Annotated in this window: 27 protein-coding genes; 12 read left to right on the forward strand and 15 right to left on the reverse strand. The window is 46.0% G+C overall.

Translation table 11 applies throughout. The annotated features are described in order from the left end of the window. Positions 1 to 68 precede the first annotated feature (68 nt). Both H6F66_RS03695 and H6F66_RS03700 read left to right on the forward strand, forming a co-directional pair. Positions 69 to 905: a carbohydrate ABC transporter permease gene (locus H6F66_RS03695; protein ID WP_190418325.1), complete on the forward strand. Its 837-nt coding sequence runs from the start codon at positions 69 to 71 to the stop codon at positions 903 to 905. A 110-nt stretch (positions 906 to 1,015) separates the two neighbouring features. Then, positions 1,016 to 1,267 (forward strand): transporter suffix domain-containing protein, encoded by a 252-nt coding sequence (locus tag H6F66_RS03700; protein WP_190418327.1) that lies wholly within the window; start codon positions 1,016 to 1,018, stop codon positions 1,265 to 1,267. Between the two features lie 49 nt (positions 1,268 to 1,316). On the opposite strand, the gene H6F66_RS03705 is transcribed toward H6F66_RS03700, so the two are convergent. Continuing rightward, positions 1,317 to 2,354, reverse strand: coding sequence for a hypothetical protein (locus tag H6F66_RS03705; protein ID WP_190418329.1), 1,038 nt, complete (start codon positions 2,352 to 2,354; stop codon positions 1,317 to 1,319). 182 nt (positions 2,355 to 2,536) lie between these two features. Between H6F66_RS03705 and H6F66_RS03710 the strand changes: the two genes are divergently transcribed. Beyond that, entirely contained in the window at positions 2,537 to 2,830 is a 294-nt protein-coding gene (locus H6F66_RS03710) for a DUF433 domain-containing protein (RefSeq protein ID WP_190418480.1), read from the forward strand. Positions 2,831 to 3,014: 184 nt separating this feature from the next. After that, on the forward strand, positions 3,015 to 5,114 hold the full coding sequence (locus H6F66_RS03715; protein ID WP_190418331.1) for a pentapeptide repeat-containing protein: 2,100 nt from the start codon (positions 3,015 to 3,017) through the stop codon (positions 5,112 to 5,114). A gap of 34 nt (positions 5,115 to 5,148) precedes the next feature. Here the strand turns inward: H6F66_RS03715 and H6F66_RS03720 are convergent, their stop codons facing one another. Beyond that, the gene (locus H6F66_RS03720) at positions 5,149 to 5,625 is read right to left on the reverse strand and encodes a DUF4278 domain-containing protein (protein ID WP_190418333.1); all 477 of its coding nucleotides are present in this window, start codon (positions 5,623 to 5,625) and stop codon (positions 5,149 to 5,151) included. 288 nt (positions 5,626 to 5,913) lie between these two features. On the opposite strand from H6F66_RS03720, the gene H6F66_RS03725 reads away from it, so the two are divergent. After that, on the forward strand, positions 5,914 to 6,129 hold the full coding sequence (locus H6F66_RS03725; protein WP_190418336.1) for a hypothetical protein: 216 nt from the start codon (positions 5,914 to 5,916) through the stop codon (positions 6,127 to 6,129). 63 nt (positions 6,130 to 6,192) lie between these two features. On the opposite strand, the gene H6F66_RS03730 is transcribed toward H6F66_RS03725, so the two are convergent. The 3 genes from H6F66_RS03730 to H6F66_RS03740 form a co-directional block, all read right to left on the reverse strand. Further along, on the reverse strand, positions 6,193 to 7,152 hold the full coding sequence (locus H6F66_RS03730; protein WP_190418338.1) for an alpha/beta hydrolase: 960 nt from the start codon (positions 7,150 to 7,152) through the stop codon (positions 6,193 to 6,195). A gap of 138 nt (positions 7,153 to 7,290) precedes the next feature. After that, a complete protein-coding gene (locus H6F66_RS03735; RefSeq protein ID WP_190418340.1) occupies positions 7,291 to 7,794 on the reverse strand; it encodes a DUF4112 domain-containing protein in 504 nt (167 codons plus the stop codon). Between the two features lie 102 nt (positions 7,795 to 7,896). Continuing rightward, positions 7,897 to 8,067 (reverse strand): hypothetical protein, encoded by a 171-nt coding sequence (locus tag H6F66_RS03740; RefSeq protein WP_190418342.1) that lies wholly within the window; start codon positions 8,065 to 8,067, stop codon positions 7,897 to 7,899. 241 nt (positions 8,068 to 8,308) lie between these two features. Here H6F66_RS03740 and H6F66_RS03745 point away from each other — a divergent pair, with 241 nt between their 5' ends. The 5 genes from H6F66_RS03745 to H6F66_RS03765 all read left to right on the forward strand — a co-directional run bounded on the left by H6F66_RS03745 (position 8,309) and on the right by H6F66_RS03765 (position 12,775). After that, on the forward strand, positions 8,309 to 8,500 hold the full coding sequence (locus tag H6F66_RS03745) for a hypothetical protein (protein ID WP_190418344.1): 192 nt from the start codon (positions 8,309 to 8,311) through the stop codon (positions 8,498 to 8,500). 203 nt (positions 8,501 to 8,703) lie between these two features. Next, positions 8,704 to 9,219 carry an inorganic diphosphatase gene (locus tag H6F66_RS03750; protein ID WP_190418346.1) on the forward strand — a complete coding sequence of 172 codons (516 nt, stop codon included), beginning with the start codon at positions 8,704 to 8,706 and terminating at the stop codon, positions 9,217 to 9,219. Positions 9,220 to 9,421: 202 nt separating this feature from the next. Then, complete coding sequence (gene panD / locus H6F66_RS03755) at positions 9,422 to 9,811, forward strand: aspartate 1-decarboxylase (RefSeq protein ID WP_190418348.1); 390 nt, start codon at positions 9,422 to 9,424, stop codon at positions 9,809 to 9,811. An 8-nt stretch (positions 9,812 to 9,819) separates the two neighbouring features. After that, a complete protein-coding gene (locus tag H6F66_RS03760) occupies positions 9,820 to 10,755 on the forward strand; it encodes an MBL fold metallo-hydrolase (protein ID WP_190418350.1) in 936 nt (311 codons plus the stop codon). A 337-nt stretch (positions 10,756 to 11,092) separates the two neighbouring features. Further along, positions 11,093 to 12,775 carry an amidase family protein gene (locus tag H6F66_RS03765; RefSeq protein ID WP_190418352.1) on the forward strand — a complete coding sequence of 561 codons (1,683 nt, stop codon included), beginning with the start codon at positions 11,093 to 11,095 and terminating at the stop codon, positions 12,773 to 12,775. 102 nt (positions 12,776 to 12,877) lie between these two features. Here H6F66_RS03765 and H6F66_RS03770 read toward each other — a convergent pair whose 3' ends face one another. From H6F66_RS03770 to H6F66_RS03780, 3 genes are all read right to left on the reverse strand, one after another. Beyond that, a complete protein-coding gene (locus tag H6F66_RS03770; protein WP_190418354.1) occupies positions 12,878 to 13,978 on the reverse strand; it encodes an anthranilate phosphoribosyltransferase family protein in 1,101 nt (366 codons plus the stop codon). Between the two features lie 46 nt (positions 13,979 to 14,024). Then, positions 14,025 to 15,017: a LysR family transcriptional regulator gene (locus tag H6F66_RS03775; protein ID WP_190418356.1), complete on the reverse strand. Its 993-nt coding sequence runs from the start codon at positions 15,015 to 15,017 to the stop codon at positions 14,025 to 14,027. 155 nt (positions 15,018 to 15,172) lie between these two features. Beyond that, positions 15,173 to 16,489: a HEAT repeat domain-containing protein gene (locus tag H6F66_RS03780; RefSeq protein WP_199295151.1), complete on the reverse strand. Its 1,317-nt coding sequence runs from the start codon at positions 16,487 to 16,489 to the stop codon at positions 15,173 to 15,175. 336 nt (positions 16,490 to 16,825) lie between these two features. On the opposite strand from H6F66_RS03780, the gene H6F66_RS03785 reads away from it, so the two are divergent. Next, positions 16,826 to 17,392 carry a hypothetical protein gene (locus H6F66_RS03785; protein ID WP_190418358.1) on the forward strand — a complete coding sequence of 189 codons (567 nt, stop codon included), beginning with the start codon at positions 16,826 to 16,828 and terminating at the stop codon, positions 17,390 to 17,392. Positions 17,393 to 17,605: 213 nt separating this feature from the next. Here the strand turns inward: H6F66_RS03785 and larB are convergent, their stop codons facing one another. The 7 genes from larB to trmD form a co-directional block, all read right to left on the reverse strand. After that, positions 17,606 to 18,376 (reverse strand): nickel pincer cofactor biosynthesis protein LarB, encoded by a 771-nt coding sequence (gene larB, locus H6F66_RS03790; protein WP_190418360.1) that lies wholly within the window; start codon positions 18,374 to 18,376, stop codon positions 17,606 to 17,608. Positions 18,377 to 18,464: 88 nt separating this feature from the next. After that, positions 18,465 to 20,222, reverse strand: coding sequence for an ABC transporter substrate-binding protein (locus H6F66_RS03795; RefSeq protein WP_347269336.1), 1,758 nt, complete (start codon positions 20,220 to 20,222; stop codon positions 18,465 to 18,467). 252 nt (positions 20,223 to 20,474) lie between these two features. Then, positions 20,475 to 22,271 (reverse strand): ABC transporter substrate-binding protein, encoded by a 1,797-nt coding sequence (locus H6F66_RS03800; protein WP_190418364.1) that lies wholly within the window; start codon positions 22,269 to 22,271, stop codon positions 20,475 to 20,477. A 29-nt stretch (positions 22,272 to 22,300) separates the two neighbouring features. Further along, a complete protein-coding gene (locus tag H6F66_RS03805; protein WP_190418484.1) occupies positions 22,301 to 22,900 on the reverse strand; it encodes a PIN domain-containing protein in 600 nt (199 codons plus the stop codon). Then, positions 22,897 to 23,379, reverse strand: coding sequence for a type I restriction enzyme HsdR N-terminal domain-containing protein (locus tag H6F66_RS03810; RefSeq protein WP_190418366.1), 483 nt, complete (start codon positions 23,377 to 23,379; stop codon positions 22,897 to 22,899). Before H6F66_RS03810 ends, H6F66_RS03805 begins: the two co-directional genes overlap by 4 nt. Positions 23,380 to 23,482: 103 nt before the next feature. Further along, on the reverse strand, positions 23,483 to 23,965 hold the full coding sequence (gene ispF, locus H6F66_RS03815) for a 2-C-methyl-D-erythritol 2,4-cyclodiphosphate synthase (protein WP_190418368.1): 483 nt from the start codon (positions 23,963 to 23,965) through the stop codon (positions 23,483 to 23,485). Between the two features lie 150 nt (positions 23,966 to 24,115). Beyond that, positions 24,116 to 24,817, reverse strand: coding sequence for a tRNA (guanosine(37)-N1)-methyltransferase TrmD (trmD, locus tag H6F66_RS03820; protein ID WP_190418370.1), 702 nt, complete (start codon positions 24,815 to 24,817; stop codon positions 24,116 to 24,118). 474 nt (positions 24,818 to 25,291) lie between these two features. Between trmD and H6F66_RS03825 the strand changes: the two genes are divergently transcribed. Continuing rightward, entirely contained in the window at positions 25,292 to 26,143 is an 852-nt protein-coding gene (locus H6F66_RS03825) for a cyanophycinase (protein ID WP_190418372.1), read from the forward strand. The last annotated feature ends 13 nt before the right edge of the window (positions 26,144 to 26,156 follow it).

A 26,156-nucleotide genomic window follows, 5' to 3' on the forward strand; every position in this document is an offset into this window, starting at 1 on the left:
GATACATCTTCCCCATTTGGAAGAATAGCGGATCTGATTACTAAAAGCATAGAGTTAAATGCGTACTTATGCCTAAAAGACATCTAAAAAATTGGTCGGCTGGGTTTTGGCAACCGCTAAGCTTAGGTGTACTACTATTGGGCGCTGGGATTGTACTTCTGCCGCTGGGCATAGTTTTCTTCACCTCCTTTGATAAAGCTGGCACCGCGCCCGGTAGCTTGTTGCCATCTGCCCCTACCCTTGTAAACTACACAGAAGCTTGGCGGCGCGGAAAGTTCCCGCTGGCGTTTGCAAATTCGAGTTTAGTAGCGATCGCGGTGACTGCGTTTCAGGTTTTCACCTCAGCATTGGCAGGTTATGCCTTGGCGCGTCTCAAATTCCGGGGACGACAGGCAATTTTGTTAATTGTGCTGGCAACGCTGGTGATTCCGTTTCAGCTGTTGGTGATTCCGATTTTCCTGGTTTTGAAGTGGGGACACCTAATTAACACCTACTGGGCGCTAATTTTGCCCACAGCAGCGAATGGTTTTGGAATTTTCCTGCTGCGGCAGTATTTTCAGACAATTCCAGTAGAGTTGGAGGAAGCGGCGGCGTTGGATGGGGCGAATCGGCTGCAAATTTTGTGGCGGGTGATGCTTCCCTTGTCTCGTCCAGCTTTGGTGACACTGTTTCTGTTCACCTTTATTGGTGAGTGGAACGATTTATTTAAGCCGTTGGTATTCACCACGCGCCCAGAGTTGCGGACGGTGCAGCTGGCTTTGGCAGAGTTTCAGGAGCAATTTACCAGTAGTTGGCAACTGTTGATGGCGGCTGTAGTAATTGCTACCGTGCCTGTGGTGTTGCTGTTTCTCGCCGGGCAGCGTCAGTTTATTCGTGGTATTGCCGCAACTGGGATTAAGAATTAGCGCCCTTATGCGCGCAGGTTTCAATCTGCGGCTACATCGAACTTAGTTAATCATAGGGAATGGTTGAGGTACCCAAAGAGTAGACTCAAATTCTGCCACAATCAAGATATATGCAGAAGCTTGGTCTATTTTTAATTGTTTTCTCTTTTCTGCCTTGGGCGGCGATATTATTGGTTGTGCCGTTGCTACCACTAGCGATCGCTCAAAAAGCTCTCTTAGTTCCGGTGTTGGCGGTTTCGGCAGAAGTTACCTTTTGGGTGGGTTTGTTGCTAGTGGGAAAAGAAGCAGCAACCAAATATCGCCGTTACTTGAATCCTGGCACTATTTGGCAGAATTTGAAAAAATTGCTCCGCAGAAAGTAGAAACGCGCAAACCTACAACGTATCTTTAAGGGTAGGGAAGATGCCCGCCCTACTCAGCATCGGTGAGAACTTTGAGGCGAATAGTGCGCTCGCCTGTATCATCAAGATTAACTTCGATCACCTCACCAGCGAGACGTTCCAAGCAAGTGAGAAGCGATCGCAAATTGGGGGTACTTGCGCCAGTGTCCACATAAAGTCTATCTGCCAAACTGCCCAGACGCTTCCAGGTCATGTAAAATTTGGCGATAGTTTGTTCCAGCTGCGCCGCTTGCTTCACCATGTCAGCAGCGGTATTCAGACAACCCACCCGCAAAGCTTCCTCTAACGCCATTTCCACATCTAGAGTAGTTTCGCTGATCGCTTGGACTTGGGCAGCAGCATCCAGATACTTAGATAAATTACGGGCATCTGATGTAGCTTGTTTAACAGTATCAACGTCAGGATTTCCCGCAACTTCCCCTCTTAGTACCTTCAGGTGAGAGTCTGGCAATTTTTCCATTTCCTTGACTAGGGGAGACAGATAGCGGGAAGGAAGAGAACCGGATGCAGCCATTTCCTTGACTTCATCGGGTAGCAAGTCGGAATTCATCGCTGTCCACTCATCGGCAAGTTGTCGAACTTCCCGCCTGGTGATGCGATCGCCTTTATTCGCCGCCTCTGTCACCAGTTGTTGAATTTCTGGAGATGCCTTAGAAGTTTCAATGAAGGCGCGTTTGCTAAAGCTGCGAATGGCATCTGGGTCTAACTTTCCCTCTTCTAAGAGCGTATCAGCGCTATTTGCCAGTTGAATCAAGGAATAAGCCTGACTTTTGCTGATTTCCCGCTCTTTTAGCCAGTTGAGGAATCCCGTCCCGCGTCCGTCGCCGCCTTTTTTCTCTCTGTCGCGCACCACCCGCAAAATCCGCCCCCGCCAAATTTCTGTCTGTAGGTCGAAGCGATCGCACACTAGCCAAGCATTATCTACCTGCTGCTGAAAATCCAGTTCTGGAATCTCCTCGTCCTCTGGATCGGGCAGATGAAAATCCAAATCAACTGGGTTGTTCAGGATAGCAGCTAAGTCGCTGGGGGATTGGGGTACTTGCACCATTAGTAGCGTTCACTGGGGAGAGATCGCCCTATTATGACACAATCTGTAGGCGATCGCTGTTGGTTTAATCTTGGAATGAACCGCGAAGTCTAGGGCGGATGCGAAAAACAAGGGGAAGGAAAACGGATTTTTGCGCGATCGCTGCAACGTTAAAATATAAGCCAAATCTTACCGCGCTAAATATGTCAACTATCACCGACATCGGGACATTAATTATGCGTACTCCAGAAACCTGTGGAGGCCGTCCGCGAATTGCAGGGAGGAGAGTTTCTGTCCAAGCAATTGTCGTTTTGTACAAACAGGGTATGAGTCCGGAGGAGATTGCCGAGGAGTTTGAGTTTTTAACCTTGGCACAGATATATGCAGCTTTGGCATATTATCACGCTAACAAAGATGAAATAGAGGCCTATCTAGCAGAGGAGAAAGTCGAGTATGAACGTTTAGAAGCAGAATATATCGCGGGTAAGCTGAAGTGAGTCAGATTCGTTTATATCTGGATGAAGATATGATTAGGCGAACTTTGATACAGGCTCTACGAAACGCTGATATAGACGTAGTGACAACTTCAGAAGCTAATAATCTTATTTGTACAGATGAGCATTCTTCAGGCAGATATGCTATGCCTATATTAAAATTTATCCCAATTCTCTGTAACTGAACGTGGCTCAAGACTTTCGCCGTGCTAATCTCAGAGGCAAATCTTTCAAAGGGCAAGATTTAACAGGTGCAGACTTCTCGCACTCAGATATCCGAGGTGCAAACTTCACTGGTGCCATCCTGAACGGGGCAAACTTCAGCCACGCTAAAGCGGGATTGCAACGACGTTGGGCAACTTTTCTCGTAATCGTCTCATTACTTTTGTCAGAACTATCAGGATTTATTTCGTTTTTAACTACCTCTTTTACAGTATATTTTTTTACCCCTTCTATTATCAAAGAAATCACTATTATTCCTGGTGCGGTCTTCTTAATAGTGCTAGCAGTCTTCTTTATTGTTACTATCCGTCAAGGTTTATTGGCAGGGGCAGCGGCAGTGGCAGCGGCAGCGGCAGTGGCAGGTCTAGTTGCAGGTCTAGTTGCAGGTCTAGTTGCAGGGGCAGTGGGAGTGGCAGTGGGAGTGGCAGGGGCAGCGGCAGCGGCAGGGGCAGTGGGAGTGGCAGTGGCAGCGGCAGGGACAGTGGCAGGGGCAGCGGCAGTGGCAGGGGCAACGGCAGGGGCAGGGGCAGTGGGAGCGGCAGTGGCAGGGGCAGTGGGAGCGGCAGTGGCAGGGGTAGGGGCAATGGGAGCGGGAGCGGCAGGGGCAGGGGCAGGGGCAGCGGCAGGGGCAGGATTGGGTATCTATATGGCTTGGCGTGCCTTAGCTGGGGATGAGAAGTATGCCTTTATTCGCACCATTGCTATTGCCTTTGCTGCTACAGGTGGCACTAGCTTTCGGGGTGCTGATTTAACTGATGCTGATTTCACCCAGGCAACCCTCAAAAATACAAATTTTCAAGGTGCTATTCTTACGCGGACTTGTTGGCATCAAGCCAAAAAACTTGACCGCGCTAGAGTCGGTGATTCTATACTGGCTAAGGCTGCTGTAAGAGATTTATTAGTCGGTGGCAATGGCTATAAAAAATCTTATCAGGGTGCAAATCTCAAAGGTGCTAACCTTACAGGAGTAAACCTCAACGAAGCTAATCTGAAGGAAGCAGATATCAGTGAAGCTACGTTACAAAAAGCTAATTTAGAAGGGGCAAACTTGACGAAAGCTCAGTCAGTTGGCACTGATTTTACCAATGCTTCCTTAACTGACGCTTGCCTGGAAGCATGGAATATTGACTCGACAACAAAACTAGAGCAAGTTGATTGTCGATATGTTTATCTCCTTGAACATCCTAACCCTCTAACAGGCGATAGAGAGCGTCGCCCTCACGATCCCGATAAAGTATTTGAACCCGGTGATTTTGAAAAGCTCTATAAAAAAATCATGAATACTGTGCAGATACTTCTGCGAAACGGTATTAATCAAGAAGCTTTTAATATAGCTTTTCAGAAATTAATGGAGGAAAACCCAGAAATTCACCCCGATTCAATTCAAGCGATTGAGAAAAAAGGGAATGATGTTTTACTTACAATCGAAGTTCCCCAAGGAACCGATAAAGGCAAAGTTCAGCATAATTTTGAAGAAGCGTATGTAGCAAGACTAGAAGCGCAGAAGCAAGCTGCTCTACTAGAAGCAGAAATGCGTCACAATAAAGATATTAAAGAAATTGCTATAGCAGCTATAGTTAGTCACCAGTCATCTAGCTCTATATTTAACCTTACAAATGCAGTTACAGCGGAGAATAAAGCCATGAATGAAAGCACCGATCAAAGCCGTAGTATTAATGTACAAGGAGATTTTAATGCCAGCAATATCAGTGGAGTAGCATTTAATTTAGGTGAAATCAGCGATACGGTTGCCAATACCATCAACCAATTACCTGATTCATCTAAACCGGATCAGCCTGAAATCAAAGAACTCCTCAAGCAATTACAAGCAGCAATTGAGTCGGAGGCTGACTTGAGTGAAGAAGATAAAGCTGAGGCATTAGAACAAGTTAAGGCGTTAGCAGAAGCTGGGAAAAATCCCAAAGAAGGTGCAATGCAAAAGGGTGCAAAAACGGCAATGAAGATTTTGAAAGGCACAGCCGCCAGTTTGCCAAGTGCTGCAACATTAGTTGAAGCTTGTAACAAGTTGTTGCCTGCGATCGCATCCCTTCTATCCTTAGCTTAATGCCATCATAACCACCTCATACCTTAAGTACGACTTATGATTCTGGTGTAACTTTTTGTTCTTGAGCTACAGGTGTGTTAAAAGCTGGGCTAACAACGTTAGCACCTCGATACTTTAGTCGCGATGTTGGTTGAGTTGCGGAAGTTTTGTCTGTTTTGTTACATTTCCAAGCTTGACCTCGATATTTTCCTGTTATCTGGCTTTCAGTTCCTTCAACTGTGGGAGGGGTTGGTTCGTAGTCAATTCCGCGATAAGTGAGTGTAGTTTTTTGGTCTTCCTGAGTCTCAATTACAGGCTGGATTGGCAGCGAAAATTGTCTAGTGCTGAAGATGGCAATCCCTAGCAGCAAGCTTTTGAGCTGCCAAGGTGCTATCAACAAACTTAACAGTAAGGCGCTAATTGAAATACAGGCAGCGAGATAGGAAATTTCGTCAGCAGACTTTTTAAATATATAGATAGATAGCAGGACAACTGCCAGCGGCATCATGAAAGACAAGGGCATTTCTATCATTTTTACACCCAGCGTGAGAAGCGTGTTTAAAAAATATTAGGACAATTCGTCAAAATTAGTCTAATGCTTTCGGCTTAAATTACTCGATAGATTAGGAGGGACGTGGTGAGTGCTATATTAGCCGTATTCCTAAATTGGCAGAATCCCAGGAAAATCCGGACTTCTAAAGCTGGCTAGAACGGGTTGGCGATCGCTCTCGCCGCGTGAATGCACTCAGCCTGGGGAAAGCGCATTCGCAACATAACAATGCTGCTGCACGTCTTTTAGTTCTGCGTGTAAATCATTGCTATGTCGCTAAAACCTAAAATTCCCTTATCTCGAATTTTGACAAATTGCTTGCTGAGAACTATTGTCCCTGTAATGTCGCTGGCTGCGCCAATTCCACCAGTTCAAGGCTTAATACCCAGTTTTTCTGCGTTTGAAGTCAAGTATGCTGATAGCAACCCTCATCCTGTTGTCAGCGTCTATGGCACGGAACGCCAGTTAAAGCGATCGCTTATATGAAGGGTGATGGGAATCGGCGGCACGTCAAAAGCCAGCTTCTAGTTAACCATTTGAATTTATTTCTTATACTCCCTCTTTGCTGGTTCCAAGGCTGATAGGGGGTGAGGTTCTGCAAAATTCCAGAATTGCCGAATAAATTTCATCGGGGCAATTTGCCGCCGCATCGTGTCCGCAATTTGGAATAAGCTGGAATTTGGAACTGGGTAAATGGGCGTGTAGTTTCTCCCCATCTTGAAAAGGAAACCACTGATCTTGTGCGCCCCATAAAATGAGAGTGGGAGTTGCGATCGCGCTCAGTTTATCTTGTACATTACGAATCAGATTCGGTTGATTCTTTACCAAAAACTGAATTTCTCGCGCCGCGTGTTGTAAATCTTCGGCAGTTTTCGTCAAAGCATTCGGAAATTCAATGTACGGATATGTAATCCAATACACTTCTTCTGCTGTTATCTGTGCTGGATCGGAAACAACTTCACGCCGCCCCACCGCCACAATTTGCCTCATCAACGGTGCAAACAGTTTTGTCAACCGCATATCGTCCGCTATCCGCACTAAATCCAGGGGCAAATCTGCCAACAATTGCATACCCCAGAATGGCAATTTTTTTAGAAAAATTGGTACATTTATTACTACTAACTCAGAAAATAATTCTGGATTATTCTGAGCAGTAGCCAGTGTCACCAACGCTCCCAGTGATTGTGCCACCACTACAGCGGGTTGATCACACAAGCGTCTCATAATTCTTTCTAGTTCGACAGCTTGATGTCCCAATGTTTCTGGATGTAGTGGCTTTTCGGAAAAACCGTGTCCTTTGGCATCGAAACAAATGACCCGAAAATGTTGTGCCAGTGTGTCTACCAGGTAACGCCAATTATAGCTCCAACTGGCAACTCCATGCACCAAAAATAGCGGTTTGCCTGTGCCTTTCTCGCCATAAGCAATTTTTACAGGATGTCCGTTAGCGTCGGTAATTGTTACTGTTTGACGCCCTTGTGGAAATGTGGCTCGCCACCAGTCTTTCATATATTAAAAATTAGATATGTTTTCCTTAAAATTAAATCATGACAGAATTCCCATTTTTCCCTGGAAATTCAGTTTTTTCAACAACCTGGTCTAAATACGTCCTAAATTTAACAAATTTTAATTTTTTATGGGTAATTTTTAAAAATTTATCACTTGCCACAACAGTCTTAGGATAACAATACTCAGAGCTGCGATCGCCATCACAAAAAGCATCAACCCGCCCAACAGCAGTATGATAAACCACCAATCTGCCTTTTGGCTCTGCCGAGGGGAATCTAGGTGAGCTTCCAGCAAAGCGATATTTTTGACATTGGCTTTCCAGGTAGCATCAAAAAAATCCCCCACAACTGGCACAGTGCCAGCTAATGTCTCTAAAACGATATTTAACGCCATTCGTACCAAAGTTTCTCGCGGCAGTCCCAGCAGCGCTGCTTCTAGTACGATATAAGCTGAAAAGCCGCTTCCCAGAATATCTCCGCCTCCAGGTAGAAGTCCTAGTAGGGGATCTATCCCTATTCGATAGGATGTTCCCGGAATTGGAATCGCGTTATCCAAGATATAGCTTAAGCGGCGTACCCGCCTGAGTTTAGCAGCCTTGGCAATTTCTGATTTTGGGGAAGGTTTTGCAGGAGGTTGAGACATTACAACGAAGTAGTAGTCACTTAAGAGTGGTTAAGTTGTCAAGTTATTAGAACTCAACAACCTTTCAATGTTCAAAGGTTCAAATGCCAGTGGACACCTAGTTTAACACTGCAAACCTATCTCCTCTGGCGGTATTTCTTCTATTGTCGTCAGGGTTGAACTGGCTGCTTGTTCGATTTGATACAACAGCTTTTGAGCTTCAATGTCTCCCTTTTGGGCTAAATTCTTGAGGTAGAATTTAATTTCTTCGGCTAGGGCGTTGGGAATATACATAACTATCCGTCCCTGTGCGGATGTGGGCTTCCTTTATGAATGATACCTGGGTGCAGGCGCTCTCGTGAAGATGTTATTGACATCAGCGAATTTATTTGATAGCAGCGCCTAGAGGTTGAGATTGTTTAATGGAAGACAGTCTGCTGGGGAAAACTCGTTAGAATCAAGGGTAGAGGGGTTTAAAATTTGCATCCCTTTAATTTGCTTGAAATTGATTTTTGTTGAGTTTGTACCTAGTTTTATGGAATCAAGTGGCCAGTCCGCCAACTCTTCTGACCAACCTCCTCCTCAAAGGTGGGCAGAGTTTCTGGGAACTGCGATCGCGCTCATTACTCTGACTTTGCCTGTGTTTGCGATCGCCCACTACTCCCCTAGTCGGGTCGAAACCTTACAGCGGCCTACCCTATACTCATTACCCTTGCCAGAAGATTGATGGACTCCTCAACTACCTTCACTTAAACTGATGTAGCTGCACTCAAGCGGGATCTGGACACTCAGCGATTATCTGCTGACCGTCTTCCCGTAGAATGCTACACGGGGGCTGTTTGAAAGGATGAGATTTAATGAAGTCTCAGCTTTTTTTCCTTAGAGCCTTACAAGCTACCCCAAACCAACGTGTCGCTTAGGAGTAAAGTTTTGGATTTATCACGCATTCCTGCACAACCCAAACCAGGGCTGATTAATGTACTCATTGAGATTACTGCTGGTAGCAAGAACAAATACGAATACGATAAGGACTTGGAAGCCTTTGCCTTAGACCGGGTGCTTTATTCTTCTGTGCAGTACCCCTACGACTACGGCTTTGTGCCAAATACCTTGGCTGATGATGGAGATCCCCTGGATGGCATGGTGATAATCGAAGAACCAACCTTTCCGGGGTGTGTAATTGCTGCGCGACCGATTGGAATGTTAGAGATGATAGACGGAGGCGATCGCGACGAGAAAATTCTCTGCGTTCCCGACAAAGACCCGCGCTACGCCCACGTAAAATCTCTCAAAGACATCGCCCCGCATCGGCTGGATGAAATCGCGGAATTTTTCAAGACCTACAAAAATTTAGAAAAGAAGGTCACGGAAATTCGCGGTTGGAAAGATGTCGAAGAGGTGATGCCGCTGGTGGAACAATGTGTTAGAGCAGGTAGCAATAAGTAGCGCTATCGGATGAAGCGGGAAAAAATTGTGAAGCAGATGGTTTTTGAAGGTTAAAATCAACTGTAGCTCACAAAATTTTCCCTACTTACAAACATGGTGCTGATCGGGCCATAATGGGGAAGGTGCAGAGCCTGTAAAAGGAAGCATTTAGAACAAATGCACCTGCACTTTCAAAAGCATTGGTGGTAATTACCCGTCTTCTATGCAGCGATCGCTTCTTCTATCGAAAATTCATAGATGTACCCTCACAGGTTCCCATTTGGACTATGTGGGTAGTATCAGCATTGATAAAACTTTGTTGGATGCCGCTGGTATATTACCTTATGAGCAGGTGCAAGTTGTTAATATTGCTAATGGAGAGCGGTTCATTACCTATGCGATCGCTGCACCAGAAAATTCCGGTGTGGTTGAACTAAATGGTGCAGCGGCACGTCTAGGAATAAAGGGCGATTGCTTAATAATTATGACTTACGCACAATTTAGCCCCGAAGAACTGAAAACTTATCATCCAACGGTTGTCCTCGTAGACGGGGAAAATCGCCTGGTGGAAGTCCGACGCTACGACGATCTGCAACTCTTGCAGCTAATGTGATCTAGCATATGTCTTCTTTAGAGCCAGCCGCAGCAAATCCCCAAATGTCTAACCAAGCACATCTTTCAAGTAACGCTGATACCAAGTTTGTTGTCCAGTTTTGGGGGGTGCGCGGCAAAATTGCCGCTACAGGAAAACAGACAATTCGCTATGGCGGGAATACCCCATGTCTAGAGATGCGGGTAGGCGACAAACGGTTAATTTTTGATGGTGGAACTGGCTTGCGAATTCTGGGTAACAATTTGTTGCGACAGATGCCAGTAGAAGCTTATATATTTTTTACTCAGACGGAAATCGCTCGCATTCAAGGAGTGCCTTTTTTCGTTCCCGCCTTTATTAAAGGTAATTGCTTTCACATTTACGGCGCAGCTGCATGTAACGGCGCATCTATTAAACAAAGTCTCAGCGACCAGATGACACCGCCAAATTTCCCCGTCCCAATTCAGGTGATGCAGTCTGACTTGAAATTTTACGATCTTACTCCCGGTGACACGGTGACACTGGGAGAAATTGAGATTGAAACCTGCTTAACCAAAGACTCACTAAAGACAATTGGCTACCGAGTCACCTGGGATGGACACACTGCTGTCTATGTCACTTGTGCAGAACATAACTTGAAAGCCTCAGATAAAAATTTGCTGCACTTAGTCCGTCAAGCAGATTTGCTAATTTACGATAGCGCATCTAATTCGCAAGAAACCGGAGATTGCGGGTTGCATGGAAAGTCGGTGAAGTCTTGCGCTGATGAACTTGAGCCTTGGGATAACTGCTTTTGGCAAACCTGCGTTGAGACGGCTCATACGGCGGGTGTTAAACAGGTGGTAATGTCTTGTTACGAGCCTGACTACAACGATGATTTTCTTGACTTGATGGAACAGCAAATTCAGTCAGCTTTTCCCAATAGTTTACTGGCTCGTGAGGGAATGATTTTGTCGGTGTTTTAGTTATATTCCACTACTTAAATCCGATGGACAAACGCGCGATCGCTATAATTATTGGGGGCACAGCCATCGAAAATCGTTGTTACAGCAATATTTATATCGTTTTATTTATAGTTACTGTATCACCTCTAACAATATTTATTTTTAGAAAATTATAGGATGTCTGGCAAGTAAGTTTGCGGTCTTTTCATAACATCAACATCTTTCCTGGCTCGCTTCTTTAGGAGTTAGGAGTAACTGATGCCTAAGGGTTGTTTAGTTGGCTTGAGCGGCTAACGTATTCAGCCTAATTCGGTATGCAAACTTGCTGTTTCTGTGTTCCTATCAAGACTGTACAGATATGCAATTTAAAACTAAACGGGCTGTTACTTATTTAGCAGTTCAAACTGCACTGATTGGGATTTTACCGACAGTAGCACAAGCATTTTCATTCACCCTACAAGAAGCCACAATTCCTGAAATTAATCAGGCTTTTGACTCTGGACGGCTCACCTCTGAGCAACTGGTTCAGCTTTATCTAAACCGGATTGAAGCCTACGATGTCAACGGGCCCAAACTAAACAGCTTCATCACCATCAATCCCGATGCGCTAAAGACAGCAGCAGCACTAGATTTAGAGCGGCAGACCACAGGAGCAAGAAGCCCACTACATGGAATTCCCGTCCTCCTCAAAGACAACATCGACACATTCGATCTGCCCACCACAGCAGGTTCTGTTGCTCTGGAGGGATCGATTCCACCAAACGATGCTTTCATCACCCAGCAACTTCGAGATGCAGGTGCAATCATTCTGGGAAAGGCAAGCTTGACAGAGTACGCCAATTTCCTGACTAACGGGATGCCTGCTGGTTACAGTTCGCTAAACGGCTACACGTTTAACCCGTATAACCCGGTTCCTCTCCCAGGCGGAGATGGCAGAGCTATCCTTTCTCCGGGTGGCTCTAGTGCGGGTTCAGCAGCAGCGGTGGCGGCTAACTTAGTGACAGTTGCGATAGGAACTGAAACTTCTGGTTCAATTCTCAGTCCCGGTAATCAAAACTCAGTTGTAGGCATTAAGCCTACGGTGGGACTGGTTAGCCGGGATGGGATTATTCCAATTGCTGCCAGCCAAGATACCGCAGGCCCCTTTGGGCGCACGGTGACAGACGCAGCCATCCTGTTGGGCGCACTTACAGGGGTAGACTCCAACGATCCGGCAACCCTCACCAGCGCAGGTAAGTTTTATAGCGACTATACCCCCTTTCTCAAGGCGGATGCACTCAAAGGAGCGAGGATTGGTGTTCCCAAAGACTTTTATTGGGATTCACTGTCTGATGAGGAGAAGACAATTGCCGAAGAAGCGATCGCCATCATGAAGAGCATGGGGGCTGAAATTATTGATGCTAACATCTCCACAGCCAGAGAATTGTCTGCCTTCAGCTCCTCGGTATTGACTTACGAGTTCAAGCGCGACCTCAATGCTTACCTTGCTAGTCTGGGGCCAGACGCTCCTGTGAAGACTCTGGCTGATGTAATTGCTTTTAATGAGGCAAATGCTGAGATTGCCTTGAAGTATGGACAGACTCGTGCTTTGGCATCGGAAGCGATCGACCTGTCGCCAGCAAGCGACGATACAATCAAGTACCTCAGCGATCGGGCAACAGACCTGCGCCTTGCAAAAGAACAAGGGCTTGACTTCCTCATCGACACTTACGATCTAGATGCTGTTCTGTTTGCTGGAACCAGAGGCGCATCAATCGGAGCTAAGGCAGGATATCCTACCATTATTGTTCCGGCTGGATATCAAGCAAACTTGGCACCCTTCGGCATCAGCTTCTTAGGTAAGGCTTACACAGAGCCAACGCTGCTTGGCTTAGCTTATGCTTATGAGCAGGCATCGCTGGTTCGTCGTCCTCCTACCAGTACACCTCCACTGGCGGGCGAAACCATCCCCGAACCTGGAACGGTTGCGCCACTAGGATTATTTGCTCTAACTGGCATCGGCTTAAGGCTACAGCGGCGTAAAGCCATGAGTAGCAGTTAATTTCCTGTGGGTGTCCTCACAAACTCTCATCAAGCCCTACGCTATGCCTTGTGTAAAAATTTTCTGGGATTGCTGCAACTGATTCATCAGATGACGAGCGGGCTAACCCCCGCTCGTCAAGTCTCCAGCCCCGGATAGATATTTTTCAAACGTGCTTAAAGAAGCAACAGCCTTGCTAATCTCCTGTAGTTTCTGAGCAACCTGACCGCTTTTTAATAAGTTTTCTGCTTCAGCTAAACCGGATGATAAATCTGTCGCTACACCGCTATGCCACAAGTAAAATCCGCCGTTCCAGATAGCAGCTTGCGTGAATTCGCCTGGTTTGCCTTGCAATACTAGCTGCATTTCCGGCACTAAAGCTTTTTCGTCTAGGGGTACTTCCTTGCCTTCAAAACCGTAGTCGCGGGGATGCAAGATGATGCGTTCTAGATCGGAACCGGGTTGCCAGGTGCCAATGATGGGAGTGCGATCGCGTGGTAAATCGCAGCTACCCTCTAATCCCTTCACTGTCGTAAAATACTGCGGTTTGCCTCGCAACGCCGAAGCACCTTGAAACATTCCTTCTGTGGGGGGATGCACAAAACCTGCTATAACGTGAGCAACTCCTGCGTAGGGACACCACATCAACTCCATCGTGGCAAAGGGAGGACGTTTGCCAATTTGATCGCGGTAGGGAACCAAGGAAGCCGCGAGGGGAAAATGCGATGGCAAATAGATAAATCCTATTTTGGTCGTCTCAAAGACTTGCTGGGTTTGCGCTAAAGATAGCCGACTCCAATCAACGCCTAAACTCTGCCAAATCTCAACCAGCGGCAAGCCTTCTTTAGTGGGCATCCGGTCGCCGCCGTGCATCACCACTGGTTGCCCTGCGGTTGCCAGAATCAAAGCGGTTAATGGAGTCACAGGGGCGGTACGCGATCGCCCATCGTAGGGCGTTCCTAAAACTATAACTGGTCGCTGGGAGTCAATAATCGGTTGCAACTTTGGCCCCAGTTGGTCGCAAGCATCCAGCATCCCGGCTAATTCTTCGCCTGTAGGACGCTTAATTCGGTGGGCGATCATAAATGCCCCAATCTGCGCTGGTGTTGCTTCCTGTAGAAGCATCATCCGCGTCGCTTCCGCCGCCTCCAAGCGAGTCATATTTTCCCCGGTGTGGGGGCCGCTACCAATTTTTCGCAGAATTTCCCTAAAGGCGTTACTCATAAAGAGTTTTGAGTTTTGAGTTTTTTATTAGTTGTCAGTTGTTTTTCTAATGACTAATGACTGAGGCTGGCGAACAGATTACAGCGTTGCTAATTGCTTGCTTAAATTGCAACGGAATTGATTCGCGCACCAGCTGGCAAAAACGCTGAATGGGGGGAATTAGTAAGCGATCGCGTGTTGTCACCATCACCACTTGACGAGACAAGCCCATTTCTGTGAGAGAGTCGGCGACGCTATGCGATGCTGGGGTGGATTCAATGGTGCGGATAGCCAGCGTTGAATCGTGACGCGCATCCACCAAAGCTGACTGCGGCAAAAGGGCAATTAATTCTCCCTGACGCACAACGCCGCGAAAGGCATCAAGCGTATTTAACTCCATAACTGCCTGAAGATTAGCGCCAAGGCGCAAAAATCGCTCTTGCACTAAGCGTTGCATCCCGTAGCCATCTTTAAACACAACTTGCGGGTATTTAACGAGTTCTGACCAAGGCACCTGTTCATACTTAGTCAACGGATGATTTGCCGCCATCAGGATTTCGATGGGTTCATTGTATAGGATGTCTACCACCATATCCGGACTAGCCGTTAAAAAGCGGTTATTCATCACAATTGCCACATCCACCAGCCCGTCACGGAGGACTTTTAAGGCGCGATCGCTTCCCAGTGAAGTTACTCGCAGCTGCACATCTGGATAATTTCGGCAAAATTGCTGCAACACTGGCGGTAAATAATGGGCGCAAACTGAATGAATCGCCGCTACGCATAGTTCTGGCTGTTTCCCCGCCAACAAGTCTGCTAATTCCTGGGTGGCTTGTTGCCACTCTTGACAGATTTTGCCTGCTCTTGGCAAAAATCTTTCTCCCCCTAATGTTAGCTTTGCCTGAGCTGTGCGATGAAACAGTGGAACACCAAGTTCTGATTCTAGAGACTGGATTTGTCTGCTGATGGTGGACTGGGTGAATCCACATTTTCGCGCTGCTTGCTGAAAGCTGCCTGTTTGTGCAACTGCCAGAAATGCTTGCAACTGCTCTAACCGCATGGGTGTAGCCTAAATTACATTTCCTTCTGAAATGAATTTAGCGGATTTGGCTACTGAGTTTGGTAAGGCTTGATACAGCAGGATTGGGGATTGGGGATTGGGAATTGGGGATTGGGGAGAATTTTACCTAGTCCCTAGTCCCCAGCCCCCAGCCCCTAGTCCCCAGCCCCTAGTCCCCATTCTTGTAACGCGATCGCTACCCCTTGTTTTAACTCTGGTGTCAGCTTTTCGTCGGTAGCTAGTTGCTGTAATTTCTCTTTAGCAGTGGGGAATTTTTTCAAAGCTGCTATGCAATGCAGTCTTATCCCTGCATCTGGATCTGCTAAAAGCTCAATTAAGGGCTTTATCGCCAATGGATCGCCAAGATGTCCCCATGTCATTGCCATAGCTTGCTTAACTTTGGGATTTTGAGCTGTTGGACTTCCAATGTCAAGTGCGCTTTGGAGAATTTTAGCGGCTAATGGTACTAACTTTGGTTCCTCAACTCGCCCCAAAACCATGATAATTTCCTGCCATAGTTCAGGAGACTCAACAGAGAGGGCTTTTTGTAAATGTTCTAGGGAGGTTGCTGTTTGAGGAAGCGATCGCACAATATCTACTTTTAAGCGGATCGGCGTATGGGGGGATAAAAGTACCCCATACAAAGCGGCGGCGGCTTCCTCAGTACCCAGCCGCCCTAATGCGATCGCTGCCTGCTGGCACACTTCCAAATTAAAATCAAATAATAGCGATCGCACATGAGTAACCAGATCCAATTTTGGTAGTAAGTCAGGTCGCATTCCTAAACCAATTACAGCTTCTTTTCTGACTTGTGCTGCGGTATCCTTCAGAGCTTTTATCAGTATCGGCGGCACCCGGCTGTCGTGAAAGCTACCAAGTGCTTCAATAGCCGCAGCCCGGATCGTGGCTTCAGGATCTTCAACGACTCCCATCAGCGGCGCAATGGTTTCGGAACGACGAATTTGGGCCAGACTACGCACTGCTAACAGCCGCGTGTTGGGATCTGCCAATAGCCCAGTCAAAGCCTCCACAGCCGGAGAACCGATATTTGCCAAAGCCGCCGCCGCCGCCACAGTGAGTTCTTCATCATCAGCCGTTTTCAAGCTTTCTACTAAGGCTGTGACAACGGCGGGATCGTCAAATTCTCCCAGGATGCGCCCAGCAAACCAACGCTCTTCTATTTCGGCATCTTCGTCTTCTAAGATGGAAATCAGAGGAGCGATCGCGCAGCTGCCAAATTTCGGAAGCACCTTCGCCACCTCCCACCGTTCCCGAAAATCACCAGAGTACAGTACCTCTAAAGCCAAAGAAAGGATTTCCTCTAAACATTCATCTTCCAGCTGAATACTCGCCTCACCTTTTCCCGCCGAGGGTTTCGTCACTGGTAGCTGCTGCAAGCACTCGGTTAGCAATGACCAGTTTTTTTGCTGTGCCGCAATAGTAGCCTGTTCTATAACATTTAATGTCATCATTACAAATCTATGTTATCCGGTTTACATTACAAGAAAAAGTAAGCCTTACCCAAGCATCCCCAGATGCCTTTTTCAATTTGAACAATATAGTTTATAAATCAACTTACCTAAACTCTAAAATGTAAATAAAGCATTTTCTCAATGCGTTTGTTTCATTTCTTAAGTTTTTTTTGTATTTTTATATACCAATTAACCAAAATTCTCACATATTTTATATCAAAAAGCGGATTCACTAAACTAAACTATTTTACTTAAGGCAGTTTGTTTGAGTAATTTGTTGCGGCTATGTGTAATAAACATTAAAACAATTATCCAATTATCAAGTCGAACAAACTGATGTTAACAACTATGGAGCTGCGCTGGTTCTATCGCGGCACAATACCAGAAGAAATCAAACAGTGGTTCGGTGCAGATTCTCTCTTAGGTCATCTAACGCCACCAGAAGAACGGGAAGATTTATATTTATACGCGGCGGGGTGCGATTACCTGGGTATCAAATTTCGGCAGAATAAGCTAGAAATCAAATGGCGACAAGAAGAATTAGGCGTGCTGCGTGCAGACAAAGTGGAGGGGAAAGCAGAGAAATGGGTAAAGTGGAGTTGTAAAGATCCTACACCAGAGAGCTTCTTAGTAGCATCTGTTGCTGAAAAAGGCGAGTGGGTGAGTGTAAAAAAGGTGCGATCGCAGCGTCTTTATGAAACCTGCGCTGTAGAAATTGCTCAGGTGAATATCAGAGACAATGATTGGTGGAGTCTAGGCTTTGAAACTTTGGGCGAAGACGAGCATCTGATGGATAACCTAAAAGCTGTAGCCAGTCAAGTATTCCAAACTTATCACGGCTCCTTATTACAAGCTCAGGATTCTTTTGCCTATCCAAAGTTACTCGCGCTAGTTGTTGAGTAGATGTGGCGCGACTCAACTCAGGAAGGTTGCGGAGGCGTTAGCGGTGTCACCCTGATGCTTCGCTTTATTCTATTACATCTACCCAAAACCAATGATAATTTTAATATTAGGGGCTGCTTGTCTGGTTAATTTGCGGTTCTCATTCTATTTAAAATTATCTAAATAAATTTTAAAAAGTTGCGTGAAGTTCCTCAACCTAAGTTAATGCTAAATTTACTGCAACTTATAAGCAGTTCTCAAAATTTGTCCTGCTAAGATAGCGGCACCAAAACCATTGTCTATATTCACCACACCTACACCAGCCGCACAAGAATTAAGCATTGTTAATAGGGGAGCAAGACCGCCGAAACTTGCGCCATAGCCGACACTGGTGGGAACGGCAATTACCGGACAATCCGCCAAACCAGCAACAACGCTGGGTAAAGCGCCTTCCATCCCTGCCACGACAATTAGCACATTAGCCGACTCAAGGACGTGGCGGTTACTCAGCAGGCGATGAATGCCAGCAACGCCGACATCCCAGAGACGCTGTACTCGAAAGCCAGAGAGTTCGGCTGTCACCGCGGCTTCCTCGGCGACGGGTAAATCGGCTGTACCAGCAGAAAGAATGCCTATGGTACCGGGATACTGAGGTTCTATGGTAATAGGAGAGATAGCACAAATCCGGGCAGTGGGATAGTAGCGCAGACCAATAACTTTTTCTTGCAGCTGGTCTGAAACTGCGGGGTCAATGCGCGTCGCCATGACTACGGGGTTGCGATCGCGCATCACTTCCATAATTGCTGCAATTTGTTCCGGCGTTTTTCCCGGCCCCCAAATCGTCTCAGGGAAACCAGTTCTCAGACTGCGGTGATGGTCAACTTTAGCAAAATCGCCCACTGGTTCAAAGGCAAAGTGCTTGAGTTTTTCCAGGGCTACCTCTGGGTTTACTTCACCAGCGGCAACGGCGTTTAATAATGACTGTAAGGCTTCAGTTTGGGACACGGCTCATCCGATGCAAGGATTTTAGATTTTGGATTGGTCAGATAAAGTAGTTTACCCACGAATTGCTGATTTTGGTGTGTAAACTACTTTAATCAGATACTTTCAATTCATAAATATTCCAGAAGGCACCACCGAGGGAAGAGTATTTGATGCCAGAGACGCGATCGCGCACCGCCGACATTGACAGCGCATTCACTAGATAAATCATCGGTAAATATTCTTGCGTAATCCGCTGAGTTTCGGCATAAATTGCCTTACGCTTCGTTTCATCTAATTCCTGGCTTGCCTTAACGTAAAGATCTGCAATTTCCTGCTCCCAAGGATACACCTCCCGCCCTTCAATCGGCGTTTGCCCTACTTGGGGAGCCTGATTAAAGCTATGTAATCCCCCATCCGTAAACCAGACATTAGCACCACTATGTGGCTCAACACCGCCTGTAAAGCCCAAAAGATAACATTCCCAATCCAGAGTATTAGCAAGTTTATCTACCAGGGTGTTAAAAGCCATCGGGTTTAAATCAACCTGGATGCCAATTTGGCTCAAATTTTGTTTAATTGTAGCTCCTATTGACACGCGGGTTTGATTCTCAGCATTTGTAATCAGACTAAAGCGGACGGGGTTGCCTTCTGCATCTAGCAGTGCGCCTTTTTCATTATATTTAAATCCCGCCCCTAACAGTAATTTTTTTGATTTTTCTGGATTATATTCGTATACTTTTAGACCTTCTTTTGGAGAAATGTAGTAGGGACTTTGCACAGAGATAGGTGAATTTTGCAATTCACCCAAGCCGCGCAAGGTGTTGTTAATCATAGTTTGTCGGTCAATGGCATAAGCAACAGCTTGTCTAAATGCCACATTATTAAACCAGCGAGACTTGATGGGATCAATTAGGGGGCGGCTATTACGCCGTCCTTTGTTAAGGTTAAAGGCAATAAAATTTGTACCCGGTCTTCCCTCTCCAGTGTAAATTTTAAACTTTCCCCGCTTTTCTTCTCGCTTCAGTAGGGGAAAATCTTCTGGACGCATCCGTCCCCAACCGTCAGTAGTATCTAAATCTTTAGAGCGAAATTGGAGTAGCTGAGTATCCATATTTTCCGTAATTTGCCAAATTACGCGCTCAATGTAAGGCAAGCGATCGCCTTGAGCATCCCGCCGCCAGTAATAAGGATTACGCCGAAAAACAACCCGTTCGCTGGTGGTGTAGCTTTCTATTTTGTAAGGGCCATTAACAATAATTTCATCTGGTTTTGCATCAACTCCCCAAATAGACATTAATTTGGGTTTTCCTTCGGAGTTTTTTGACTTTACAGCGTCTTGAAGGGCGTGTTTTGGCAAAATAATAACAGCATCATTTTGTGTACCTGTGGTAGTTCGCAAAAAAGGCGCAAAAGGTTCTGGTAAAATAAACTCTACTCGTCGCTCATCTACCTTTCGGACTTTCGGAAAAGCACCAGAAGTTCCAATCTTTAGGCTATCTCTAGCATCGGTGGGAATTTCTTTATTAAAAACTACATCTTCATAAGTGAAGACAACATCATCCGCTGTCAGGGGTTCACCATTCGACCATTTCAAGTTTTCTCGCAGGGTGAAAACTACTCGTTTTTTATCTTTAGAAATTTCCCAAGATTCGGCTAACGCTGGTTCAATTTCACCAGTAACCCTGTTTTCAAATGTTAACCCCTCATAAGTAAAGAGAAAAACATGAGGAAACTCTTGGTTAAGCACCCAATTAAAGGTTTTGGGATCTGCCAAAGTCACTGTCACCAGTTGGGATAAATTCTCAGCCGCCTGACTTTTGAATGATTGCGGGCTACAGCCAAATAAGGCAAAAGTAACACAGATAATAAATGATAAAACCCAGCCTTGACGAAAAGAATTCGCGCCTACATTTTCTTTTTTCGTTATCAGGCTCAGCTTGGTAACGATGTTTAGGAGGCTCTGCCTGATAAAAAAGGATGTAAAAATTGAGAATTTTTCTAAATTTTTGCCATGTAAATATTTCCTTAGAGGAATCGTAAGGCTCTGCCTCATATTCTCGCTACCAGGGTGAGCCTGGTAACGAGATTTACGAAGTTTGTTGATCAAACTTTTCATCCTTTATTCTACAGATTTGGCTTTAAGTTCGGTAAGGTTCCAGAACGCACCTCCCAGAGTTGAATATCTTATCCCTTCAATGCGATCGCGTACTGCTTCCATTGTTAGCGGATTCACCAAATAGATAAATGGCAAATTCTCCTGGGTAATGCGTTGACTTTCCGCATAAATTTCTTTGCGCTTGGCTTCATCAAGTTCGCCAGCACCCCGAATATAAAGCTCCTCAATTTGCTTTTCCCAGTCGGAAACTTTCCAGCCAATCAGTGGCGGTTCGCTTTCTTGAGGGCCAAGATTAAAAGCATGCAACCCTCCTTTTGTCAACCAGGTGTTTGCTCCACCGTTAGGCTCAACACCACCGCCGCCAATTTTGCCAATGTAACTATCCCATTTCCGCTGAGTGTAGACTTGTTGGATCAGGGTATTGAATGCGATCGCATTGAAATCCACCTGAATACCAATCCCAGCCAAATCTTGCTTAATCTGAGAGCCAATCGCTTCTCGTAGCTTATTCCCTGCATTTGTCAGCATGGTAAAGCGCACCCGATTACCATCTGCATCGAAAAGTTGCCCCTGAGCATTGTATTTAAAGCCCGCTTTTCGCAACAAGTCCTTTGCTTTTTCCCGGTTGTAATCGTAAACTTTCAATCCTTCTTCCGGTGAAAGATAAAAGGGGCTTTGTTTATAGATTGGTGAATTTTGCGCTTCGCCCAGCCCCCGATAAATATTGTTAATCATTGCCGGACGATCAATTGCATGAGCCACAGCCTGTCTAAATTCCACCGTATTGAACCACCGAGATTTAATCGGATCTACCAACGGCTGATTTTTTGAATCTTTGGCTTGGTTCAGATTAAAAACTACAAAAGTTGTACTCATTTCCGCTTCCCCGGTATAAACCGTAAATTTTCCTTGCTTTTCCTGTTGTTTTAGCAAGGAAAAATAGTCAGGAGAAACAGTAAATGTATCCAAACTCCCAGAGCGAAACTGAAGTAATTGAGTGTCAGTAGATTCTACAATATTCCAGTAATAGCGCTCGATGTAAGGCAACTGATTGCCTTGTGCATCTTTTTTCCAATAGTAGGGATTGCGTCGTAACACTACCCGCTCGCTAGGCGTGTAGCTTTCCAGCATATAAGGGCCATTGACGACAATTTTTTTAGGATCTGTATCGGTGTCCCAAGTTGTAAGAAACTTAGGCTTTCCATCCTTATCTTTAGTTTGAACAGATTCCCGTAAGGCATGAGCTGGTAAAATTGCCAACCCACCGCTGTAGCGAAGAAAGGGAGCAAACGGCTCCGGGACTGTGAATTCTACCCTCAAATCGTCTATTTTGCGGACGCTTGGCAGCGCTTCACTTTTACCAATTTTGAGGATGTCTCTGATATCTGTGGGAATCTCCTTGTTTAAGAAAATATCGTTGTAGGTAAAAACCACATCATCTGCGGTTAGAGGCGCACCATCAGACCATTTCAGCCCTGGTTTGAGAGTAAAAACAATCCGTTTCTTATCTTCAGAAATTTCCCATTTCTCAGCCAAAGCTGGCTCTAGTTCTCCAGTGAGTCCATTTTGAGTCAGCAGCCCCTCATAAACAAGGCTAAGAACATCAGGTGCACCTTCGCTGAGGATGTAGTTAAAGGAATTGGGTTCGCTGAGGCTAGCGTCTCCGATATACGACAATTGGGCGGCTTCGGTTTTTTTGAGGTTTGTTGGGTTGCAGCCATGAAGCGCGATCGCGCTCACTACCGCCAGCCCAAAAGCCACCACACGCCGCCAACAATATTTAATAACAGGGATTCTCATAATGTTTCTCTACTAACTGCTGATAAAGCTTACTGAGTCTGTAGCCAACCAAGGAAGTCTTGCGTGCGGCTAAAATACCTATTCACGCCATTCTTACCCAAAGCCGCTTGAACTTCCGGCGTATTAAATTCTTTGAAATTAGCACTGAGGAAGACTTTGATATCTCTAGGATGCAGGTGTGCATGATTAAGAATGCAGTGCAAAATCAAGTTATCCGTAGGGTCTTTGTTGATAAAACGTGTATCCAAGCTTTCTTGAAGCATATCGCCAGTTAAGGGAATTATCTCTGCCTTGGTGTTGAGATGATCGAGGGCTTGAAAGAGACGGGTTTCGACATCATTGAATAGCGCCTGATTCTCAATTAAGGCCTGTTGTAAATGAGAAAAGAGAGACTGGGCGTGGGATGAGGTGACATCTCGTCGTAACTGGCTAATTTGTTTTTTCAGTTCATCCATGAAACGATTGCGGCGCTTCAGTTCATCCTCTAATGCAGAGAGAGCTTCCATGCAGCAAATACTTGGTATCGCTATCTGGACTGATGCGGTCGTATTCTCTAGCAAAGTATTCGCTTGGGAGTCGCGTCCTGTGGCAATGCTCATCAAGAAATTAGTCTCAACGTAAAGTATCACCAAGAAGCGCCACCTTCAGAGTAAGTATCTCCATCTTCCAGCGCCTGCAACAAACCGATGGCTGCCAATTCTTCTGATGCTGGCGGGGTTTCCGACTTCCAATGATAGGCTAAGTCTCGCAGCCAAGCTTCAACGAGTGTGTTATGGTATGGCCCAAATATCCGTTTGCTGCTAAATTCGGGGTCGTAATGATTAAGCACTGTAGCAGTCTTAAGTACGCTAACGGGTTCCGATAAATTAGCCCCGTCCCATTGAAAAATCTCAATGTTTTCAAGATCAGCCAGTATGGCAAAGGGAATTTTCGTATTCGCCGCTTGCAGATACGACTTGAGTTTCTCGATCGCCCATTGTTTTGCTTTACTATCATTGAGTTTAGTAGCTTTGACTTCAACTACTAGAACCGTTTGCCCTTCAGGGTTGCAGGCAATAATATCAACAAGAGAATCGCCCTGAGTAAGTTCAAATCTTCCAGCTTCCATTACCTTAATGCTCCCAGCGCGTTGAGAGTCTCTGCCTTATCCGTCTCTGGTTCATTCCTATCCTAAACATTTTTAACCTTTGACTCGATATGGTTTAGCCAAGTTAATTAGAAGCTACCAGTAAGACAACAGCATAAGCGGCGATTCCTGCTTCTTGCCCAACTGCGTCTAACTTTTCGTTGGTGGTGGCTTTGAGTCCAATTTGGTCGGGTTTTAATTCTAGGACGTGGGATAAGCGATCGCGCATTTTCTCTAGATGCGGTTTCAGTTTCGGACGTTCCGCCACCACCACAGAATCAATATTTCCAATTGAATAGCCTTTATCGCGAATTAGCGCATTTACCTGCGATAGCAGCACTAAACTATCAGCACCCGCCCACTTTTCATCTGTGGGGGGAAAATAATGACCAATATCACCCAAACTTAAGGCACCAAGCATCGCATCCATAATTGCGTGCGTCAACACATCAGCGTCACTGTGTCCCAGCAACCCCAACTCATGCTCTATTTTCACCCCTCCTAGAATCAGGGGACGACCGGAAACTAGACGGTGGATATCGTAACCGTTGCCAATTCTTATGTTCATAGAATTTTTACCTATTGGGGATTGGGGATTGGGAATTGGGGATTGGGGATTGGGAATTGGGAATTGGGGATTGGGAATTGGGGATTGGGAAAAAGTCTTACCTAGTCCCTAGCCCCTAGTCCCCAGCCCCTAGTCCCCAGCCCCCAGTCCCTAGCCCCCGTTAGCATTATCGTCCAACCATTGAGCGTATAAATCGGGGCGGCGATCGCGCGTTCTCTCTATTTGCTGTGAGTTTCGCCAGCGTTCAATCTCCGCATGATTTCCCGACAGCAGCACTGGTGGCACTTTCCAGCCGCGGAACTCCGCCGGACGAGTGTACTGGGGATAATCCAATAATCCCGCCTCGAAACTCTCTGCTTTCAGCGACTCTTCCTTTCCCACTGTTCCCGGTAGCAGGCGCACAACACCATTAATTAGTGCCAATGCTGGGATTTCTCCACACGTCAGCACAAAATCGCCCAAAGATACCTCCCGCGTCACTAAATGTAATACTCGCTCATCCACACCTTCATAGTGTCCGCAAATAATCGCTAACTGGTCATAATTTGTCGCCAATTCTCGCAACAGCGGCTGATTCATCGTTTGCCCCTGAGGTGTCATCAAGATCACCTCGCGTCTAGGTAAAACGGGTAGCGACTCCACAGCCGCGAATATCGGTTCTGGTTTCATCAGCATTCCCACGCCGCCGCCGTATGGTTCATCATCGACGCGGTGGTGTTTATCGGTGGCAAAGTCGCGGGGATTTACCAGATGCACTCCGGCAATCTGTTTGGCTAAAGCTTTCCCTAGCAGCCCTGAATTCAGGGGGGAGGAGAAAAAATCTGGAAAAAGAGTAACTATATCAATTCGCACAGCAGGAATAGGGATTGGGGATTGGGGACTAGGGATTGGGGACTAGGAAAGAGTTATGAGGCCAGGAGTGAGAAGTTATAAATTCAAAACTCATAACTCCTAATTCTCCCAGTACCTAGCCCCCAGTCCAAGCATTCTGCCCACAGGTTGATGTGTTACATAAAAAAATATTAAATCTTTTATAAAAAATGTTTACGGGATCTGGCATTATGCTTATAAGGTTAAGTCGCGATGGCGAGTAGTAACCATTGTTACTGAGCGGCTCAGGAAAAAAAAGCAAAATATTGGTGATGTTGATCGGACGCCTGTCATTAAGAAAAATTGGGACTATTGACAAGAGTGAAAATAGGGATTGTCCTTGTGAGCAAGGGTGTCCAGATAGTTGAGCAAAAACCAAGAACGCGATAAATTGGCATTCCTATCAACTAGCTCCAAAGATTGTATTCGATTCACCCTATGCTCAAAAGTGACATTATGCTGCAATTAGAATCTCAATCCTTAGTACAGACGATGCCCCAATCGACTAAAACCGCCATTATGATTATTGGCGGCGCTGAAGACAAAGTTCATGGACGCGAAATCCTACAAACTTTTTTTAATCGTGCTGGGGCGCTAGAGGCGACTATTGCGATTATTCCATCAGCATCGCGAGAACCAGCAGTTATTGGCGATCGCTACCGTACCATTTTTACGGAAATGGGAGCGAAGGTGGTAAAGGTGCTAGACATCCGCGATCGCTCTCAAAGTGAAGATCCCTTGATGCAGGAGTACATTGAAGAGTGTACTGGAGTATTCCTGACAGGTGGCGACCAACTGCGACTGTGCGGACTATTGGCAGAAACACCATTGATGGAAAGAATTCGCAAGCGGGCGCATTTGGGTGAGATTACTTTAGCAGGCACCAGTGCAGGGGCGGCGGTGATGGGACATCACATGATAGCTGGTGGCGGTAGCGGCGAATCTCCCAATCGTTCCTTAGTTGATATGGCAGTGGGATTAGGAATTTTCCCGGATGTAATAGTCGATCAGCACTTTCACAATCGCAATCGCATGGCGCGGTTGATCAGCGCGATCTCCGGTCATCCAGATAAGCTAGGGATGGGTATTGACGAAGATACCTGCGCCTTAATCGAGGGAGACGGTGTATTGCAGGTGATGGGTAAAGGTACAGTTTCTATCGTCGATCCCGGTGAAGTTTCTTACACGAACCAGCCTTCAGTGGGAGCTACCGAACCAATTAGTATATTCAATCTCCGGGTACACATTCTCAGCTATGGCGATCGCTACCATCTACAGCAGCGAGTCATTTTGCCCCCGAATGTTTGATTTTAAATTTTAC

Source organism: Trichocoleus sp. FACHB-6, assembly GCF_014695815.1.
In the GTDB taxonomy this organism is placed as follows: Bacteria; Cyanobacteriota; Cyanobacteriia; order Cyanobacteriales; family FACHB-T130; genus Funiculus; species Funiculus sociatus.